Source organism: Streptomyces sp. NPDC085937, from assembly GCF_044540535.1.
GTDB lineage: Bacteria > Actinomycetota > Actinomycetes > Streptomycetales > Streptomycetaceae > Streptomyces.
On sequence record NZ_JBITSH010000012.1, the window covers coordinates 235,619 to 253,501 of the forward strand.

Consider the following 17,883-nt stretch of genomic DNA (forward strand, 5'->3'; position numbering starts at 1 on the left):
CGGGTCCGGCGGCCGTACGGGCATTACTTGCTGAAGTCCGGCACCAGCTTGGTGAACGCGGCCTCCGCGTCGTCCAGGCCCTTGTCCAGGGACTCCTTGCCGCTGGCGATCTGCGGCAGCTCGTCGTCCATCGGGCCCCACAGGGAGCTGTACTCCGGCAGCGCCGGGCGCGGCTGGGCGGCCGAGAGGACCGTCTGGTAGCCGGCGATGCCCGGGTCGGCCTTGACCTGGTCGGTGTAGGCGTCGTCGCGCGTGGGCAGCGTGGAGTTCTTCAGCGCGATGGTCTCCTGCGCCTTGGCCGAGGTCATGAACTTCACGAACTTCAGCGCGGCCTCCTGCTTCTCCTTGCTGGAGCCGGCGTAGACGGAGAGGTTGTGGCCGCCGGTCGGGGCGCCCGCCGTGCCGGCGGTGCCGGCCGGGACGGTGGCGATGCCGAGGTTGTTCTTGTCCTTGAAGGCGGAGCCCTTGTAGAAGTTGGTGATCTCCCACGGGCCCTGGATGATCGAGGCGACCTTGCCGTTGACGAACGCGTCCTGGATGTGGGCGTAGGCGTCGGCGGTCACGTCGGCCTTGTGCAGGCCCTTGCCCTCGAAGAGGTCCAGCCAGGTGCCGTAGGCCTTCTTGGCCTCGGCGGACTTGATGGTGATCTTCTTGGCGTCGGCGTCGACCATGTCGGTGCCCTCGCCGTACAGGAACGGCTGGGCGTAGTAGCCGGCCGTGGAGCCCCAGTAGCCGTCGACGCCCGTCTTGTCCTTGATGGTGGCGGCGGCCTTCTTCAGGTCGTCCCAGCTCTTGGGGGCCTCGACGCCGGCCTTGGCGAACAGCGCCTTGTTGTACACGAAGGCGAGGGTGTCCGTGGTGAAGGGGACGCCGTAGGTCTTGCCCTCGTACTTGGCCTGCTCGAGCAGGTTGGACTTGAACTTGTCCTGCTCGGCGAGGGCCTCGGTGCCGTCCAGCGGCAGGAAGAAGCCCTTCTTGGCGAAGGCGGGGGTCCAGCCGACCTCGGAGCGCAGCACGTCGGGGGCGCCCTTGGAACCGGCGGCGGTGTCGAACTTGTTCTGCGCCTGGTCGAACGGGACGTTGACGAAGTTGACCTTGATGTCCTTGTTGGCGGCCTCGAACTCCTTGACCAGGGCCTGGTACGTCGGCGCCTCGTTGGTCGCGTTGGAGGTGTCCCACCAGGTGATGGTGACCGGACCGCCGGCCTTGTCGCCGCTGTCACTGTCGCCGCCGCAGGCCGTCGCCGCGAGGGCGAGGGACGCCACCAGCGCGGTGGCCGCTATGCCACGCCGCATGAGGTTCTCCTTGAGGGTTAAGCCCGTGAGGCGGGAACGGCCCCGTCTGCCGTCCCGCGAGGTGCCGACTGCGCCGTTGCGGCGGCCGGGCGACGTGAACGTAACAGCGTTGGAACGTTTCCGAAAGACCTTGCAGAAAAGTTTTGCAAGGACCCTCGACAGTTATGTCGTCGTGACCCGTTCTCGACCGTCACGCGACCCTGATATCCGCCCGTACGCCGGGGGTTCGGACAGTTGTGCAAGACTCTGCAAGCACTTGCCATCCGTTGCCGCCGGGGGGAATCATCCGTTGCGGAGCGGACGCCGACCACGACTTGAGGGATCGCGATGAGCCAGCAGCCCACCACGGGCCGTCCCACGGCGCGCACCAGGCGTCCGATCGGTGTGCAAGGCGACCATCGGCAGATACAGTCCGGTCCTGTGACCACACGGCTTGCTGATATCGCTGCTCAGGCGGGGGTGAGCGAGGCGACCGTCAGCCGGGTCCTGAACGGGAAGCCGGGCGTCGCCGCCACCACCCGTCAGTCCGTACTCGCCGCCCTCGACGTGCTGGGCTACGAGCGGCCGGTGCGGCTGCGGCAGCGCAGCGAGGGCCTGGTCGGGCTGATCACCCCGGAGCTGGAGAACCCCATCTTCCCGGCGCTGGCCCAGGTGATCGGCCAGGCCTTGACCCGCCAGGGCTACACCCCGGTGCTCGCCACCCAGACCCCGGGCGGGTCGACGGAGGACGAGCTGACCGAGATGCTGGTGGACCGCGGGGTGGCCGGCATCATCTACGTCTCCGGACTGCACGCGGACACCACCGCCGACATGCAGCGCTACGAGCGGCTGCGGGCCCAGGGCGTGCCGTTCGTGCTCGTGGACGGTTTCTCGCCGAAGGTGCAGGCGCCGTTCATCTCCCCCGACGACCGGGCCGCGATGGCGCTGGCGGTCACCCATCTCGCGTCCCTCGGCCACACCCGGATCGGGCTGGCGCTCGGGCCCAAGCGGTTCGTGCCGGTGCAGCGCAAGATAGAGGGCTTCGTGCGGGCCGTGCAGGAGCAGGTGGGGCTCGGCGCGGAGACGGTCGAGACGGAGCTGATCCAGCACTCGCTGTACACGCTGGAGGGCGGTCAGGCCGCCGCCAGCGCGCTGATGGACCGGGACTGCACGGCCGTGGTGTGCGCGAGCGACATGATGGCGCTCGGCGCGATCCGGGCGGCCCGGCAGCGCGGTCTCGAGGTGCCGGCCGACATCTCGGTGGTCGGCTTCGACGACTCGCCGCTGATCGCCTTCACCGACCCGCCGCTGACCACGGTCCGCAAGCCCGTCCCGGCGATGGGACAGGCCGCGGTGCGCACATTGCTGGAGGAGATCGGCGGAACTCCCGCGCCGCACAGCGAGTTCGTGTTCATGCCCGAGCTGGTGGTGCGCGGTTCGACCGCTTCCGCACCCGGGGACCGCAATCGTCCGTAGGGCGGAGAAAGGATCCCTTCCTCCCCTTCCCGGGGAGGAGACGGACCGCCTCTTCCCGGGGCAGAACATGCGGGCCGGTCCCGACCGGGGGATGATCTGACCGAGAGGTCTTTTCTGGCAGACTCTGTGCCCATGGGTGACTCGACTGTGACGACGCTGGAGGGCCGTGAACCGGCCGCAGCGAACCCCGTCGAGGAGACGACGGGGACGGGTCGCCTGCGCCGCCTCCGCGCTCCCCGCCGCCCCCGGCTGTGGTTCGAGATCCTGCTCATCGCGGTGAGTTACGCCACGTACTCACTCGTACGCAACGCGGTGCCCGAACAGCGGGCGGAGGCCCTGCGCAACGCCGACCTGATCTGGCGGCTGGAGGGCCAACTCGGCACCGCCTTCGAGGAGTCCGTCAACCACGCGGTGAACTCGGTGACCTGGCTGGTCGTCGGCATGAACTACTACTACGCCACCCTGCACTTCGTGGTGACCCTGGGTGTGCTGGTGTGGCTCTACCGCAGACATCCCGGCCGCTACGCGGCGACCCGGCTGGTCCTGTTCGTCACCACCGGCTTCGCCCTGGTCGGCTTCTACCTGTTCCCGCTCGCCCCGCCCCGGCTGATGAACGGCCAGAACTTCATCGACACCGTGCTGGTCCACCAGACCTGGGGCTCGATGGCCTCGGGGGACATGAAGAACGTCTCCAACCAGTACGCGGCGATGCCCTCGATGCACATCGGCTGGTCGCTGTGGTGCGGGCTCACGCTCTTCGCGCTGGCCTCGGTGCCGTGGGTGCGGGTGCTGGGCCTGGTGTACCCGGTACTCACGCTGGTGGTGATCGTCGCCACCGCCAACCACTTCTGGCTGGACGCGGTGGGCGGCGTGCTGTGCCTGGCCGTCGGCTACGGCGTCGCGCTCGCCTGGTACGGCCGGCGCCCCTCCGCGCTCCCCCGGCGCATCCCGGAACCGGCCGCGCCTGCGGCACCCGAACACGTCCCGCTGCAGAAACAGCCCTGACGCCCGGACGCGGCCTGCTACGCGCCGCCGTAGAACAGCTCCTCCACCACGCCCCGGGCGCGGCGGGCCGTACGGCGGTAGGCGTCGAGCATGTCGCCCGCGTGGCCGGGGCCGTAGCCCAGGTAGCGGCCGACGGCGGCCAGTTCCCGGGGCACGGTGGGGAAGGTGTCCGCCGCGCGGCCCCGGACCAGCATCACCGCGTTGCGCACGCGGGTGGCCAGCACCCAGGCCTCGTCGAGGGTGCCGGCGTCCTCCTCGGACATCAGCCCGGCCTCCCGGGCGGCGATCAGCGCCTCACGGGTGCGGGTCGTCCGCAGCCCCGGCACCTCGGCGCCGTGCCGCAGCTGGAGCAGCTGCACCGTCCACTCCACGTCGGACAGTCCGCCCGGGCCCAGCTTCGCGTGCAGCTTGGGGTCGGCTCCGCGCGGCAGCCGCTCGGACTCCATGCGCGCCTTCAGCCGCCGGATCTCCCGTACGGCGTCCTCGTCCAGCCCGCCGGCCGGGTACCGCAGCGGGTCTATCAGCTCGACGAAGCGGCGGCCCAGCTCCTCGTCGCCGGCGACGGGCTCGGCGCGCAGCAGCGCGTGCCGCTCCCACACCAGCGCCCAGCGCCGGTAGTACGCCTCGTACGAGCCGAGGGTGCGCACCAGCGGGCCCGACTTGCCCTCCGGGCGCAGGTCGGCGTCGACCAGCAGCGGCGGGTCCGCGCTGGGCACCTGGAGCAGCCTGCGCATCTCGGCGACCACCTTGTTCGCCGCCTCGGACGCCTCCCGCTCGTCCACGCCGTCGCGCGGCTCGTGCACGAACAGCACGTCCGCGTCGGAGCCGTAGCCCAGTTCGTGCCCGCCGAAGCGGCCCATGCCGATGACCGTGAACCGGGTGGGCAGGGTGTCGCCCCAGCCCTCGCGGACCACCGCGCGGAGCGTGCCGGCGAGGGTGGCGGCGGTCAGGTCGGACACGGCGCCGCCCACCAGGTCCACCAGGGCGCCCTGGTCGGCCTCGGCGGGCTGCGACTCGGTGCCGTAGGAGCCGACGATGTCGGCGGCGGCCGTCCGGAACAGCTCGCGGCGGCGCACCCCGCGGGCGGCGGTGACGCCCTGCACGGCGTTGTCGGCGCGGCGGACCGCGGCGAGGACCTCCTGCTCCAGGGAGGCACGGGAGCGGGGGGTGAGGCCGCCGCCGTCCCCGTCACCGAGCAGCGCCACCGCCTCGGGGGCGCGCATCAGCAGGTCGGGGGCGAGCCGCCCGGCGGACAGCACCCGGGCGAGGTTCTCCGCGGCGGCGCCCTCGTCGCGCAGCAGCCGCAGGTACCAGGGGGTCTTGCCGAGGGCGTCGGAGACCTTGCGGAAGTTCAGCAGGCCGGCGTCGGGGTCGGCGGAGTCCGCGAACCAGCCGAGCAGCACGGGCAGCAGGGTGCGCTGGATGGCCGCCTTGCGGGTGACGCCGGAGGCGAGGGCCTCGAGGTGGCGCAGCGCCGAGGCGGGGTCGGCGTACCCGAGGGCGACCATGCGCTCGCGGGCCGCCTCGGCGCTGAGCCGGGCCTCACCAGGGGCGAGCGCGGCGACGGCGTCCAGCAGCGGCCGGTAGAACAGCTTCTCGTGCAGCCGCCGCACCACGGAGGTGTGCCGGCGCCACTCGCGGGTCAGCGTGGCGACCGGCTCTGTGCGCAGCCCCAGGGAGCGGCCGAGGCGCCGCAGGTCGGCCTCGTCCTCGGGGACGAGGTGGGTGCGGCGCAGCCGGTGGAGCTGGATGCGGTGCTCCAGGGAGCGCAGGAAGCGGTACGCCTCGTCGAGCTGGGCGGCGTCCGCCCGGCCGACGTAACCGCCGGCGGCGAGGGCCTTCAGCGCGTCGAGGGTGGTGCCGCTGCGCAGGGAGGGGTCGGCGCGGCCGTGCACCAGCTGGAGCAGCTGCACGGCGAACTCCACGTCCCGCAGGCCGCCGGGGCCCAGCTTGAGCTGGCGGTCGACCTCGGCGGCGGGGATGTTCGCGACGACCCGGCGGCGCATCTCCTGCACGTCGGCGACGAAGTTGTCCCGCTCGGCCGCCTGCCACACCAGCGGCCTGAGCGCGGCCGTGTACTCCGCGCCGAGCGCGAGGTCGCCGGCCACCGGGCGGGCCTTGAGCAGCGCCTGGAACTCCCAGGTCTTGGCCCAGCGCTGGTAGTAGGCGAGGTGGGAGGCGAGGGTGCGCACCAGCGGGCCGTTGCGGCCCTCGGGGCGCAGATTGGCGTCGACGGGCCAGATGGAGCCCTCGACGGTGGTCTCCGAGCAGATCCGCATCATGTGCGAGGCCAGCCGGGTCGCGGCGCGCAGCGCCTTGTCCTCGTCGGCGTCGCCGGCCGCCTCGCCGACGAAGATGACGTCGACGTCGGAGACGTAGTTCAGCTCGTGGCCCCCGCACTTGCCCATCGCGATCACCGCGAGCCGGCACAGCGCGGCGTCCTCGGGCGCGTCGGCCTCGGCCAGGGCGAGGGCCGCGCGGAGGGTGGCGGTGGCCAGGTCGGCGAGCTCGGCGGCGGTCTGGGAGACCTCGACGGTGCCGCAGACGTCACGGGCGGCTATGGACAGCAGGCAGCGGCGGTAGGCGACGCGCAGCGACACCGGGTCGGTGACGTCGGCGAGGCCGCGTTCGAACTCCTCCACGCCGGGGTGCAGGTCGCGCGGCTCGTAGGTGACCAGCGCCTGCCAGTCGCGCGGATGCCGGGCCAGGTGCTCGGCGAGCGCCTCGGAGGCGCCGAGCACCCCGAGCAGCCGGTCCCGCAGCGGCTTGGCCGCTATCACGGTGTCCAGCAGTTCCTGGCGGGCGGTGGCCGTCTCCTGCGCCTCCAGCAGCCGCACCAGGCCGTGCAGCGCGAGGTCGGGGTCGGCGGTGCCGCCGAGGGCGTCCAGCAGCACGGGGTCGTTGCGCACGGGCGCCAGTCCGGGGCTGTCGAGGAACCGCTCGGCGTCCGACGGATCGGTGAAGCCGTGCCGCAGCAGCCGTGTGAAGGTACTGCTCCTGCGCCCCGGCGCCGACGTCATGCCCGGCCTCCCTCGTGCCTCGGATCAGGGTCGTACGGCCCTGAGCCTATCCGGAGGACGCGATCACGGCCCCGGAGTGGCCCGCGGTGATTTCCGGGGCCGGGCGGGGTCTGATGAGGAGACCGCAAGGCCGCGGTGCGTCCGTCCGACCGTCGAGGAGTTCCCATGACCGACGTTCCCGACACCCCCGGCACGCCGGAGACCCGACTGGACCCCCGTTACAGCGACCCGCGGGCCGGCTCGCCGCCGTGGGCCGAGGTGGAGCGGCTGATCACCGAGGCGGAGCTGTTCTGGATCTCCACGGTCCGCCCCGACGGCCGGCCGCACGTCACGCCGCTGCCCGCCGTCTGGTCGGCCGGCGCGCTGCACTTCTGCACCGGGCCGGACGAGCGCAAGGCCCGCAATCTGGCGGGCAACCCGCACGTCGTGCTGACCACCGGCACCAACACCTGGGAGCGAGGGTACGACGTGGTCGTGGAGGGCCGGGCCACGCGCGTCACCGACGACGCCCGTCTGCGCGAACTGGCCGCCGGATGGGAGGAGAAGTACGGCGACTTCTGGCACTTCGAGGTCCGTGACGGCCATTTCCACCACGGACCGGGGCGCGCCGTGGTGTTCTCGGTGGCGCCGCACACCGTTTTCGGATTCGGTAAGGGTGAGCCGTTCAGCCAGACCCGGTGGCGGTTCGCCTGACGCGGTACCCGACGAAGGAGCCGGAGGCTCTCATGGACATGACCCTCGAAGTGATTCCGCTGCCGGTGAGTGACGTGGACCGGGCCCGGGACTTCTACCGGGACAAGGTCGGCTTCCACGTGGACATCGACCAGGAGGTCATGCCGGGCATGCGGATCGTCCAGCTGACCCCGCCCGGTTCCGGCTGTTCGATCGCCCTGAGCGCCACCCTGTGGGAGACGACGCCCGGCCCCACCCCGGCACCGGGCACATACCAGGGCCTCCAGCTCTGCGTCGCGGACATCGACAAGGCCCACGCGGAGCTGGTCGCGCGCGGCCTGGACGTCTCCGAGCCGGTCCGTTACGCCGACGCCGACGGCGCCACGTTCATGCACTTCACCGACCCGGACGGCAACGGCTGGGCGGTCCAGGAGTACCGCCGCCGCGCCACGGAGCCCTTGCACAAGCTCCTGACGGACCAGGCGGAGGGGTAGGCGCCGCCGCCGCTCCGCGGTGGTGGCCGTCGCTGCTTCACCGTAGGCGCCGCCGCCGTTTCCCGGTGAGGGCCGCCTGGTGACGGAGCGGCCCGACACCGATCCCCTCAAAGTGTGTCAAACGGGCTCAAAGGGCCACCCGTGAAGGGAACGGACGGCCACGTGCATGGCCCGGAGCGCGACCTCCGGCCCACACCGGGCCCACGGGGGCACGGGCCGCACGCACCCATTCCATGAGGGGAACACGCCGATGAGTGGATCCGTACGAACCGGCTCCGGCAGCACCGGGGAGAAGGTGAAGGCAGAGACCTCCGCGACGGCCGGACAGGCCAAGCAGGCCGCCGGACAGGTCGCCGGGACCGCGGCGGAACAGGCACGTGCCGTCGTGGGCGAGGCACGGGACCAGGCCGGCTCGGTCGTCCAGGATCTGCGCACCCGCGCCGTCGAGGAGGCGGACGGGCAGACCCGGCGGGCCGCCGGCACGCTGCGGCAGTGGGCGACCGATCTCACCGAGCTGGCCGCGCACGCCGAGAGCGACTCCCCCGCCCGCAGCCTGGCGGCCAGGGCCGGGGACGGGGGACAGCGTGCGGCCGACTATCTGGAGCGGCAGGGCGTCGAGGGTCTCGTCACCGACCTGCAGAGCTTCGCCCGACGGCGCCCCGGCGCCTTCCTGGGCGGCGCGCTGCTCGCGGGACTGGCCGTGGGGCGTCTGGCGAAGGTGACACAGGCGGCGTCGCAGTCCGACGGGAACGGCCGGGCTGAGGTCGACGCGGCGCCGGGCCAGGGCGAGCTGACACCGCCGGCCGGGACGACACCGGCGATGACGCCGCCTCCCGCACCGTCCGCTCCGCCGAGCCTGGGCACGCCGCCCGCCGGCACTCCGGGCCGCACCTTCCCGGAGGTGTGAGATGGCCACGATGTCACCCCTGTCCCGGGCCCGGACCACGGCCGAACCGGCGGTGGTCCCGGAGGAGTCCACGGGCCAGTTGCTCTCACAGATCACCTCCGACCTTCAGGTGCTCTTCCGTCAGGAGCTGGAGCTGGCCAAGGCCGAGCTCAAGGAGGAGGGCACCAAGGCCGGCAAGGCGGCCGGGATGTTCGGTGGTGCCGGTTTCGCCGGCTGCATGGTCCTGCTGTTCCTGTCGCTGGCGGCCGTGTTCGGCCTGGCACAGGTGATGGACGAGGGCTGGGCCGCGCTGATCGTCGCCGCGCTGTGGGCGATCGCCGGGGCCGTGCTGTACCAGAAGGGCCGCGCGGGGATGCGAACCGTCTCGCCGAAGCCCGAGTACACCGTCCAGACGCTGAAGGAGGACGCGGAATGGGCACGTCACCCGACCAAATGAGGGCCGAGATAGCGGCCACGCGGAACCAGTTGACCGCGGACGTGGACCGGCTCGCCGACCGGGCCAGCCCGCGTCGCATGGCCCACCGCCGCAAGGCGAGGGTGCGCCGTACGGTGACGGGCATGCGTGACCGCGTCATGGGCACGGCCTCGAACACGGCACACGGCATGGCCGGCACCGCCCGGTCGGCGGCCGGTTCGGTGCAGTCGGCGGCCGGCTCGACGGCCGGCACCGTGCAGTCGGCGGCGGGCTCCGCGGCCGGCACCGTGCAGGAGGGCACCGAGCGTGCGGCCGGTACGGCGCGCGAGGTCGCCGAACAGGCCGGACAGGCCGTCCAGCAGACGCCCGAGATGGCCCGGCGTCAGACGCAGGGCAACCCGATGGCCGCCGGGCTGGTCGCCTTCGGCCTCGGCCTGCTGGCCGCCTCGATGGTGCCCGCCTCCGAGAAGGAGCAGCAGAAGGCGTCCGAGCTGATGGAGCGCGGCGCCGAGGCGCTGGAACCGGTGAAGGAGGCAGCCACGGAGTCCGCCCAGCACCTGAAGGAGGGCGCCGCGGAGGCCACCCGGAGCGCGGCCACGGAGGTCAAGGACACCGCCCAGAAGGCGGCCCGCACCACGCAGGACGAGGCACGCGACCAGGCCGGCGAGGTGACCGAGCAGGCGCGCGACTCCGGACGCACCCTCAAGGACGAAGCGCAGAGCCGCTCCGGCCCGGCCGGCTGAGCCGGCACGGCACAGGTGCGACGTTCAGCCCCCCGGCCGCACGGCCGGGGGACAGACGTTCGGTCCGGCTCGTCCGGCACGTCCGGAGCGCGGGATCAGAGGGCGAAGAGCAGGATCAGGACCAGCGTGAGCGCCAGGCTGATGGCCAACGACCCGAGACAGCCGGCCCTGTTGCTGAAGAAGAGGAACATGCCTCCCGGGTACCCCGTCGCACCACTCCACGCAGTGCGACGGGGATCCGTCGGGTGCCGTGCGCCCCGGGAGACCGCGGACGGGGGCCGAGGGCCGTTCAGTTCGCGTACGTCTCGAACTCCGCGATGCGCGGGGTGCCCGAAGCGCTGGTGATCTCGAAGGTGATCTTCTTCAGGGAGACCGGCGAGAAGCTGACCACGCCCGCGCCACTGCCGGAGGCGAGGACGGCGCCCGTGTCGTGGTTGAGGACGCGGTAGGCGCCGATGGTGCCCGAGCCCGACGCGGTGCGGAGGCCGACCTTGGAGACGGTGGTGGCGGAGCCCCACTTCACCGACACGGAGCCGGTGGTGCTGGAGGGCGACCAGTAGGTGCTCGGGTTGCCGTCGACCACGTTGCCGTAGCTGGTGCCGGAGGCCTTGGAGGAGCCGTCGGCGCCCGCGCCGATGCTCAGGTTGGTGCCGGCGGGCGGGTCGGTGGGACCGGGGTCGGTCGGCTCGCCCGGGTCCGTCGGGCCGGGGTCGGTCGGGTCCGGGTTCTGCGGGGTGCAGCTGCCGTCCGAGACCTTCAGCCCCTTGCCCGCGCCCGCCGTCTGCGCCACCACGTTCGGCACGCAGTTCGCCCCGTCGAGCGTGTAGCCGTACGGGATGCTCACGGACGTGTTCGACGTGGGGTCGGGACCCGCCGGGTTGTTGTCGCCACCGCGCGAGGACCACGTGACGTTGTCGAAGACGTTGCCGCCGACCTGCCAGTAGCCGGCCTCGTCGGTGTAGAAGGTGCCGAGGACGTCCTTGGAGTCCTCGAAGTAGTTGTTGTCCACCTTGGCGCGGGCACCGGCCCGGCTGTTGATGCCGGACTCGTTCAGCCGCTTGTAGTGGTTGTTGTAGATGTGCGCGACGCCGCCGCGCAGCAGGGGCGCGCGGGAGTCGATGTTCTCGTACAGGTTGTGGTGGAACGTCACGTACCCGTTGGAGCGGTCGCTCTCGCTGGAGCCGATGAGGCCGCCGCGGCCGGAGTTGCGCAGGACGCTGTACGACAGCGTCACGTACTGGGTGTTGTCCTTCATGTCGAACAGGCCGTCGTAGCCCTCGGACTCGCCGCCGGACGCCTCCAGGGTGACGTGGTCCACCCAGACGTTCCTGACATCGCTTTCCATGCCGATGGCGTCGCCGCCGTTCGACGTGGGCGAGCCCGACTTCTTGACGTTCCTGACCGTCACGTTCTGGATGACGATGTTGCTCGCCTCGCGGATGTGGATGCCCAGCTGGTCGAAGACCGCGCCGTTGCCGACGCCCACGATGGTGACGTTGCTGACCTGCTTCAGCTCGATCCTGTCGGCGGCGGTGTTGCAGCTGGAGCCGGACACCTTGCTGGTGTTGCCGTGGTTGATGGTGCCCTCGACCTGGATGGTGATCGGGGTCGAGCTGCTGGCCCGGCCGCAAAGGGCCTGGTGGATCGCGGTGCCGGTGGTGGCGCGGACCGTCTGGCCACCCGCTCCGCCGGTGGTCCCGCCGTTCTGGGTCGCGTAGCCGGTGACGCCTCCGGTGGCGGCGGACGCGGTGGTGCTGGACAGCGCCACGCCGGTCGCTGCCGTGAGGGCTCCCGCGGCAAGTAACGCGGAGAGCCGTACGGCGACTGCTCGTCTCATGGTCGTTCCGCCTTTCGTCGTTCACCGTCATGAAAACTGTCAGGGGCATGTCAGTTGCGTCGATAAGGGTGGGCTGGGTGGGCCTGACCCATCGACGGGGAAAGCGCTTTCTGTCTGTGTGCGCGACCGTAAGGGAGCGGCCGCACCCTGGCAAGGTTCCGCGCGAGAACGGAGTGAAGGCCTCCGAGAGACGTCGAGGCGGACGGCACGAGTAGGACCGGATCCGACCTACATGGCTCCTAGCGTGTCTCTCGTCGCGCCGGACGCGTACGGCACGCAGCGCACGAGATCACCTAACTGACCGACGAAGGCGGAAACCATGACCGTGAACCAGCTGACCACCGACGAGTCCGCCGCGACCCCCGCCGTCACCGGCGAGCACGCCGACCTGCTGGAGACGCTCGCCAAGCACCGCGACTTCCTGCGGTTCACCACCCGCGGCCTCACCGACGAGCAGGCGGGCATGCGGACGACGAAGAGCGAGCTGTGCCTGGGCGGCCTGATCAAGCACGTCACCGCGGGCGAGCGGAGTTGGGTGGACTTCATCCTCGAGGGCCCGTCCGCGATGCCGGACTTCACGGCGATGACGGAGGAGGACTTCGCGCGCCGGGCCGACAGCTTCCGGATGCTGCCCGGTGAGACGCTCGCCGGCGTCCTGGACGCGTACGCGGAGGTGGCCCGCCGCACCGAGGAGGTCGTCGCCGGCCTGCCCGACCTGAACGCCTCCTGGCCGCTGCCGAAGGCGCCGTGGTTCGAGGGCGAGGCCGAGTGGAGCGCGCGGCGGGTGCTGCTGCACATCCTCGCCGAGACCGCCCAGCACGCGGGCCACGCGGACGTCCTCCGGGAGGCGCTGGACGGCTCCAAGACCATGGGCTGACGGGCAGGGCCCGTCCCGGGTGAGGGGGCGCCACCGGGCCGGGAGACGCCACGGGGCCGGCGGTCGACGACCGCCGGCCCCGTCCGGCTCTCCGCGGGGAGACGGGCCTCAGCCCGTGCTCACAGCACCGGCAGCAGGTTCTTCAGCTCGAAGGCCGTGACCTCCGAGCGGTACGCCTCCCACTCCTGCTTCTTGTTGCGCAGGAAGAAGTCGAAGACGTGCTCGCCGAGGGTCTCGGCGGCCAGGTCGCTGCGTTCCATCAGGCTGAGCGCCTCGCCCAGGTTCTGCGGCAGCGGCTCGATGCCCAGGGCGCGGCGCTCCGCGTCGGACAGGGCCCAGACGTCGTCCTCGGCGCCCGGCGGGAGCTCGTAGCCCTCCTCGATGCCCTTCAGGCCGGCCGCGAGGAGCAGGGCGTAGGCCAGGTAGGGGTTGGCGCCGGCGTCGAGGGAGCGGACCTCCACGCGGGCCGAGCCGGTCTTGCCGGGCTTGTACATCGGCACGCGGACCAGGGCCGAGCGGTTGTTGTGGCCCCAGCAGATGTACGAGGGGGCCTCGCCGCCGGCGCCGGCGGTGCGCTCGGAACCGCCCCAGATGCGCTTGTAGCTGTTGACCCACTGGTTGGTGACCGCGGAGATCTCCGCGGAGTGCCGCAGCAGGCCCGCGATGAAGGAGCGGCCGACCTTGGAGAGCTGGTACTCGGCGCCGGACTCGTAGAAGGCGTTGCGGTCGCCCTCGAAGAGGGAGAGGTGGGTGTGCATGCCCGAGCCCGGGTGCTCGGAGAACGGCTTGGGCATGAAGGTCGCCTGCACCCCCTGCTCCAGCGCCACCTGCTTCATGACCAGGCGGAACGTCATGACGTTGTCCGCCGTGGACAGCGCGTCCGCGTAGCGCAGGTCGATCTCCTGCTGGCCGGGGGCGCCCTCGTGGTGGGAGAACTCCACCGAGATGCCCATCGACTCCAGCATGGTGATCGCCTGGCGGCGGAAGTCCATGCCGACGTTCTGCGGGGTGTGGTCGAAGTAGCCGGAGTTGTCCGCGGGGGTCGGGCGGCTGCCGTCCACCGGCTTGTCCTTCAGCAGGAAGAACTCGATCTCCGGGTGGGTGTAGAAGGTGAAGCCCTGGTCGGAGGCGCGGGCCAGCGCGCGCTTGAGGACGTAGCGCGGGTCGGCGAAGGACGGGGAGCCGTCCGGCATGAGGATGTCGCAGAACATGCGGGCGGTGCCGGGTGCCTCGGCGCGCCAGGGCAGGATCTGGAACGTCGACGGGTCCGGCTTGGCGATCATGTCGGACTCGTACACGCGGGCGAAGCCCTCGATCGCGGAGCCGTCGAAGCCGATGCCCTCGTCGAAGGCCTGTTCCAGCTCGGCGGGGGCGACGGCCACGGACTTGAGGAAGCCCAGGACGTCGGTGAACCACAGGCGTACGAACCGGATGTCGCGCTCCTCCAACGTCCGGAGCACGAACTCCTGCTGCTTGTCCATCTTCCGCTTCCCCATTCTTGCCGGTCAGGCCGTCCGTCCTCCCGGCCCCCGGGAGACGGTAGGGCACTCGAGCATCCCACCACACCAGCGTTTCATACGCGTTGCCGGGCCCGGCCGGACGACCGGCCCCGGACGGGACCGCGGGCGCCGTCGGACGCACTGCTCCTCCGCCCATCCTGCCCGGTCGGACCGTCCGCCACGACAGCGGACGGCCCCGCACGCCGGGCTCCCCCGCCTGTGGCTCCACCCCCACGTGATCGGAACCTCAGCGGGGCCACAACGTGTCCAATCCCCGTCGCCGCCCCCTACGACTCGCCCGTCTCCGCCATTACGATCAGCTGACCCGATCGCCACTCCGGCCGCACCTTCTCCTACCCGAAGGACACCTCCATGGGCTCCGCCAAGAAGAGCAGCGCGTCACGCACGGCACGCATAGAGGAGATGCGGCGCGCCGAGCAGGCCCGCGACCGCCGCAACCGGATCCTCGTCGTCGCCGCCTCCGTGGTGGTCGTCGCGGGCCTGGTCGCCGGCGGGGTGGTGCTGGTACAGGCGCAGTCGGACGACGACGGCGGCAGCAGCGCGGCGGACGACGCGAAGACCGCGGGCACGTTCGTCACGGACGCGGACGGCGTGCGCGCCTGGAAGGGCACGCTGGACCGCAACCACGTGACCAAGGCCGTGGACTACCCGGTCACGCCGCCCGTGGGCGGTGACCACAACCCGGTGTGGATGAACTGCGACGGGGACGTCTACGAGGACGAGATCAACGCCACCAACGCGGTCCACTCCCTGGAGCACGGCGCGGTGTGGGTGACGTACAACGGCGACGCGCCGAAGCCGGACGTGGAGGCGCTGGCGGCGAAGGTGAGGAAGACGCCGTACACGCTGATGAGCCCGGTCGACGGGCAGAAGGACCCGCTGGTGCTGACCGCGTGGGGCCACCAGCGCACGGTGACCGGCGCCGACGACCCGGCCGTGGACGCGTTCCTGGAGAAGTTCGTGCAGGGGCAGCAGACGCCCGAGCCGGGTGCGGCCTGCACCAACGGGCTGTCGAAGTGAGTCGGTCCGCCCTGGTGGCCGGGACCGTGGCGGCGGTGCTCGCCGTGGCCGTGGCCGTCGGGTGGACGGTCGCCGCGGCGGCCGGGGACGAGGGATCCTCCCCGGCCGCGGTCCCGGGCGCGGACTCCGCGGACGCCGGGTTCGCCCGGGACATGGCCGTGCACCACCAGCAGGCCGTGGAGATGTCGTACGTGGTGCGCGACCGCACCGACGACGAGGAGGTCCGGCGGCTCGCCTACGACATCGCCCAGACCCAGGCCAACCAGCGCGGCATGCTGCTGGGCTGGCTCGACCTCTGGGAGCTGCCCAAGGTGTCCGCCGACCCGCCCATGACCTGGATGGGGATGGGCGACGCGGCGGCCGGCGAGGACGGCGCGCTGATGCCGGGCATGGCGACCGACGCGGAGATGGCACGGCTGGGCCGGCTGGACGGCAGGCAGGCCGAGGTCTTCTACCTCCAGCTGATGACGGCCCATCACCGGGGCGGGGTGCACATGGCCCAGGGGTGCGTGCGCGCCTGCGAGGTGGGGGCCGAACGGCGGCTCGCCCGCGGGATGGTCGAGGGGCAGGAGTCGGAGATCCGCCTGATGGCGGGGATGCTGAAGGCCCGGGGGGCGTCCGCACGCCCGTGACGGCCGGGGCCGGCGAGGCGTCGTACGGCGGCCCGGACGCACGCACCGCACATCGCGTCGCTCTGACGATTACACTGGCCGCGTGCCTCAACTACGACTCGCCCTGAATCAGATCGACTCGAGCGTCGGCGACCTCGCCGGCAACGCCGAAACGATTGTCCGCTGGACCCGGCACTCCGCCGGGCAGGGGGCGCATCTCGTGGCGTTCCCGGAGATGGCGCTGACCGGGTATCCCGTCGAGGACCTCGCCCTGCGGTCGTCCTTCGTGGAGGCTTCCCGGGCGTCCCTGCGCGCCCTCGCCGCGCGCCTCGCCGAGGAGGGCTTCGGCGACCTGCCGGTGGTGGTCGGCTACCTCGACCGCAGCGCCGCCGCCCAGCCCAGGTACGGGCAGCCCGCGGGCGCGCCGCGCAACGCCGCGGCCGTGCTGTACGGGGGTGAGGTGGCGCTGAGCTTCGCCAAGCACCACCTGCCGAACTACGGCGTCTTCGACGAGTTCCGGTACTTCGTGCCCGGTGACACCCTGCCGGTGGTGCGGGTGCGCGGGGTCGACGTCGCCCTCGCCATCTGCGAGGACCTGTGGCAGGACGGCGGCCGGGTGCCTGCCGCGCGCTCGGCGGGCGCCGGGCTGCTGCTGTCCGTCAACGCCTCGCCGTACGAGCGGGACAAGGACGACACGCGGCTGGAACTGGTGCGCAAGCGGGCCCAGGAGGCCGGCTGCACCACCGCGTACCTGGCGATGATGGGCGGGCAGGACGACCTCGTCTTCGACGGCGACTCGATCGTCGTCGACCGCGCCGGTGAGGTCGTGGCCCGTGCGCCGCAGTTCTCCGAGACCTGCCTGGTGGTCGACCTCGACCTGCCGGCCGCCGCGGCCGACGCGCCGGAGGGCGTGGTGGACGACGGGCTGCGCATCGAGCGGGTGGTGCTGTCCGAGGAGCCCGTCCCCGCGTACGAGCCGGAGCACACCGGCGGCTACGCCGAGCGTCTCGACGACGACGAGGAGGTCTACTCCGCGCTGGTCGTGGGCCTGCGGGCGTACGTCGAGAAGAACGGCTTCCGGTCGGTGCTGATCGGGCTGTCCGGGGGCATCGACTCGGCGCTGGTCGCCGCGATCGCCTGCGACGCGGTGGGCCCGGAGAACGTGTACGGCGTGTCGATGCCGTCGAAGTACTCCTCCGAGCACTCCAAGGGCGACGCGGCGGAGCTGGCGCGGCGCACCGGGCTCAACTACCGCACGGTCGCGATCGAGCCGATGTTCGACGCGTACATGGGGTCGCTGGAGCTGACCGGCCTGGCCGAGGAGAACCTCCAGTCGCGGCTGCGCGGCACGATGCTGATGGCCATCTCCAACCAGGAGGGCCACATCGTCCTCGCCCCCGGCAACAAGTCCGAGCTGGCGGTGGGTTACTCGACCCTCTACGGCGACTCCGTCGGCGCGTACGGGCCCATCAAGGACGTCTACAAGACCCTGGTCTTCCGGCTGGCCCGGTGGCGCAACCGCGCGGCCGAGGAGCGGGGGCAGACGCCGCCGATCCCGGAGAACTCCATCTCCAAGCCGCCGAGCGCCGAACTGCGGCCCGGCCAGGTCGACACGGACTCGCTGCCCGACTACCCGGTGCTGGACGCCATCCTGGCCATGTACGTGGACCGGGACAAGGGCGCGGACGAGATCGTCGAGGCGGGCTACGACCGTGAACTGGTCGAGAAGACCCTGCGGATGGTGGACCGGGCGGAGTACAAGCGCCGGCAGTACCCGCCGGGCACGAAGATCTCCCCCAAGGGCTTCGGCAAGGACCGCCGCCTGCCCATCACCAACGGCTGGCGCGAGGGGCTGCCTCCGCGGGTGTGAGGACACCGGCACGACGGCGGGGGGGGGGGGGCCCCCGGGGCCCCCCCCCCCCCCGCCCGCCCGGGGGGGCCCCCCCCCCCCGGCCCGGGGGGCCCCCCCCGAGCGGGGGGCCCCCCCGCGGGGGGGGCCCCCCCCGCGCCCC

General features: G+C 72.1%; 15 protein-coding genes. 11 read left to right on the forward strand and 4 right to left on the reverse strand.

Annotation, left to right across the window (positions count from 1 at the left end; all coding sequences use genetic code 11):
- Positions 1-23: 23 nt before the first annotated feature.
- On the reverse strand, positions 24-1,295 hold the full coding sequence (locus ACIF8S_RS25010; RefSeq protein WP_400001859.1) for an extracellular solute-binding protein: 1,272 nt from the start codon (positions 1,293-1,295) through the stop codon (positions 24-26).
- 420 nt (positions 1,296-1,715) lie between these two features.
- On the opposite strand from ACIF8S_RS25010, the gene ACIF8S_RS25015 reads away from it, so the two are divergent.
- Positions 1,716-2,750 (forward strand): LacI family DNA-binding transcriptional regulator, encoded by a 1,035-nt coding sequence (locus ACIF8S_RS25015; protein WP_400001860.1) that lies wholly within the window; start codon positions 1,716-1,718, stop codon positions 2,748-2,750.
- Positions 2,751-2,882: 132 nt separating this feature from the next.
- Complete coding sequence (locus ACIF8S_RS25020) at positions 2,883-3,755, forward strand: phosphatase PAP2 family protein (RefSeq protein ID WP_349793392.1); 873 nt, start codon at positions 2,883-2,885, stop codon at positions 3,753-3,755.
- 17 nt (positions 3,756-3,772) lie between these two features.
- Here ACIF8S_RS25020 and ACIF8S_RS25025 read toward each other — a convergent pair whose 3' ends face one another.
- On the reverse strand, positions 3,773-6,775 hold the full coding sequence (locus ACIF8S_RS25025; protein WP_400001862.1) for a bifunctional [glutamine synthetase] adenylyltransferase/[glutamine synthetase]-adenylyl-L-tyrosine phosphorylase: 3,003 nt from the start codon (positions 6,773-6,775) through the stop codon (positions 3,773-3,775).
- 165 nt (positions 6,776-6,940) lie between these two features.
- On the opposite strand from ACIF8S_RS25025, the gene ACIF8S_RS25030 reads away from it, so the two are divergent.
- From ACIF8S_RS25030 to ACIF8S_RS25050, 5 genes are all read left to right on the forward strand, one after another.
- Positions 6,941-7,468 carry a pyridoxamine 5'-phosphate oxidase family protein gene (locus ACIF8S_RS25030; protein WP_349793388.1) on the forward strand — a complete coding sequence of 176 codons (528 nt, stop codon included), beginning with the start codon at positions 6,941-6,943 and terminating at the stop codon, positions 7,466-7,468.
- A gap of 32 nt (positions 7,469-7,500) precedes the next feature.
- A complete protein-coding gene (locus tag ACIF8S_RS25035; protein ID WP_400001864.1) occupies positions 7,501-7,941 on the forward strand; it encodes a VOC family protein in 441 nt (146 codons plus the stop codon).
- Positions 7,942-8,191: 250 nt separating this feature from the next.
- Positions 8,192-8,848, forward strand: coding sequence for a hypothetical protein (locus ACIF8S_RS25040; RefSeq protein WP_349793385.1), 657 nt, complete (start codon positions 8,192-8,194; stop codon positions 8,846-8,848).
- A 1-nt stretch (position 8,849) separates the two neighbouring features.
- Positions 8,850-9,284: a phage holin family protein gene (locus ACIF8S_RS25045; protein WP_400001866.1), complete on the forward strand. Its 435-nt coding sequence runs from the start codon at positions 8,850-8,852 to the stop codon at positions 9,282-9,284.
- The gene (locus ACIF8S_RS25050) at positions 9,260-10,006 is read left to right on the forward strand and encodes a DUF3618 domain-containing protein (RefSeq protein ID WP_400001867.1); all 747 of its coding nucleotides are present in this window, start codon (positions 9,260-9,262) and stop codon (positions 10,004-10,006) included. Before ACIF8S_RS25045 ends, ACIF8S_RS25050 begins: the two co-directional genes overlap by 25 nt.
- Before the next feature lie 289 nt (positions 10,007-10,295).
- Here the strand turns inward: ACIF8S_RS25050 and ACIF8S_RS25055 are convergent, their stop codons facing one another.
- Positions 10,296-11,843, reverse strand: coding sequence for a polysaccharide lyase family 1 protein (locus tag ACIF8S_RS25055; RefSeq protein ID WP_400001869.1), 1,548 nt, complete (start codon positions 11,841-11,843; stop codon positions 10,296-10,298).
- A 319-nt stretch (positions 11,844-12,162) separates the two neighbouring features.
- On the opposite strand from ACIF8S_RS25055, the gene ACIF8S_RS25060 reads away from it, so the two are divergent.
- Positions 12,163-12,720: a DinB family protein gene (locus tag ACIF8S_RS25060; protein WP_349793377.1), complete on the forward strand. Its 558-nt coding sequence runs from the start codon at positions 12,163-12,165 to the stop codon at positions 12,718-12,720.
- A gap of 119 nt (positions 12,721-12,839) precedes the next feature.
- On the opposite strand, the gene glnA is transcribed toward ACIF8S_RS25060, so the two are convergent.
- Positions 12,840-14,201 carry a type I glutamate--ammonia ligase gene (gene glnA, locus ACIF8S_RS25065; protein ID WP_400001872.1) on the reverse strand — a complete coding sequence of 454 codons (1,362 nt, stop codon included), beginning with the start codon at positions 14,199-14,201 and terminating at the stop codon, positions 12,840-12,842.
- A 390-nt stretch (positions 14,202-14,591) separates the two neighbouring features.
- Here glnA and ACIF8S_RS25070 point away from each other — a divergent pair, with 390 nt between their 5' ends.
- The 3 genes from ACIF8S_RS25070 (at position 14,592) to ACIF8S_RS25080 (ending at position 17,741) form a co-directional block, all read left to right on the forward strand.
- Positions 14,592-15,260, forward strand: a complete 669-nt coding sequence (locus ACIF8S_RS25070; RefSeq protein ID WP_400001874.1) for a DUF3105 domain-containing protein — start codon at positions 14,592-14,594, stop codon at positions 15,258-15,260.
- A complete protein-coding gene (locus ACIF8S_RS25075; RefSeq protein WP_400001875.1) occupies positions 15,257-15,892 on the forward strand; it encodes a DUF305 domain-containing protein in 636 nt (211 codons plus the stop codon). Before ACIF8S_RS25070 ends, ACIF8S_RS25075 begins: the two co-directional genes overlap by 4 nt.
- Before the next feature lie 82 nt (positions 15,893-15,974).
- The gene (locus ACIF8S_RS25080; RefSeq protein WP_400001877.1) at positions 15,975-17,741 is read left to right on the forward strand and encodes an NAD+ synthase; all 1,767 of its coding nucleotides are present in this window, start codon (positions 15,975-15,977) and stop codon (positions 17,739-17,741) included.
- Positions 17,742-17,883: the final 142 nt, after the last annotated feature.